Origin of the sequence: Sodalis-like endosymbiont of Proechinophthirus fluctus, from assembly GCF_001602625.1 — a bacterium.
Taxonomy (GTDB): domain Bacteria; phylum Pseudomonadota; class Gammaproteobacteria; order Enterobacterales; family Enterobacteriaceae.
This window is the reverse complement of sequence record NZ_LECR01000040.1, coordinates 17,501-18,731: the sequence shown is the minus strand read 5'-3', so window position 1 is coordinate 18,731 and position 1,231 is coordinate 17,501. Positions and strand designations below refer to the sequence as shown.

Annotated in this window: 1 protein-coding gene; it reads right to left on the bottom strand. The window is 51.8% G+C overall.

The features are described from left to right. Positions 1 to 371 precede the first annotated feature (371 nt). On the bottom strand, positions 372 to 815 hold the full coding sequence (locus BG74_RS04460; RefSeq protein ID WP_187202613.1) for a flagella synthesis protein FlgN: 444 nt from the start codon (positions 813 to 815) through the stop codon (positions 372 to 374). Positions 816 to 1,231 lie beyond the last annotated feature (416 nt).

Here is a 1,231-nt window from a genome sequence, read left to right as displayed (position 1 = left end):
GATGCGGGCGGCCTAGGCTAGCGCGGCCCGCGAAATGATACCATCGGTTGCGCTAATACGATCAGCAAATAAGCCTAGGTGGCTCAATCAGGGCCATATGGCGTGTGGTGGGGGACCCGGCATGGCATTAGGATAAGCACCATGCGCCGGCTAATCGATCCGAGGTGTACTGTGCCGGCGGTGCTCTTCGAGGGATCCGCCAAGTCAGTTACAGTTAATGCGTATTACTCTCTCTGTCGATGAGAGTTTGACGAGGAATGAATGACCTGCTTGTGAAAAAACGCCGCTGGTAAAGAGCCGGAGGCGCCAGCATAGCGACAGAAAAAAGAGGGAAACCTATTGCGCGCTAACGTCGCGCAACTCTATGAAAATCAGGCATTGATATCGAGATTTTGCAGTCGCATGCCGTAATGTGAGGCGCCGTCAGCGCAATAGAACATTTGTTGCGGGGCAAGTGCCTTTATCGCGGCGCTAAGGGAATGGATATGGGCTATTTGCGATTCAAGACTCACCCTGTTGCGGCGATTCTGCTCATAGAGATCCAGGGTTCGGGTCTGTATCTGCGCCCACAGATTGTCTAGATCTGGATGGCATGCATAAGGGGCTAGAAATCCGGAGTCGACTTCCGCCTGCTGCCGTAGCGCATCGTAATGGGCTACCGCGCTAAGCTGCTGACTTTTATCATGAGTAACGCACTGTAGCGCAACGGGCTGAAGAGGCATGGCTGCCAGTAACTGATACTCAGTCTGCAATATCTGACCGAGCTTATCAAGCGCCTGGTCGAGCTGGCGCAATGCAAGTGTTAAATTATCCACTATCGTATTGTCTCCGGCTTCTGGCGCGGTGAATCGCATTATTTTTGCCAGGCATGCATCAGTAGGGCATCAAGCCACGCGCTATAAATCCATAATCATAATCATCTTTCCTTGACCGATCTCCTGCTTTGTTTGTATTACGCGGGCAGGATCGATATCCTGGTTACGCACTTATAATCGGGTATCGTTAAAGTTATCTTAACCATGACTGTTGCGGCGTGACATAAGCTGTCTTCTCGGCAGCTCAGACTGACTGTAACGCAAATCATTCACCACCAACGTGATCGCCTGCGCAGGTAACGCGCGCTCTATACTCATAGTCTACTCCTCTCCTAGGGTCGAAGAGGGACGCCTATGTTCTACTTGTCGGCCCGGGGCGGAGAAACTTGAGAAAGCGCGTTCACTTTGCAAGACAA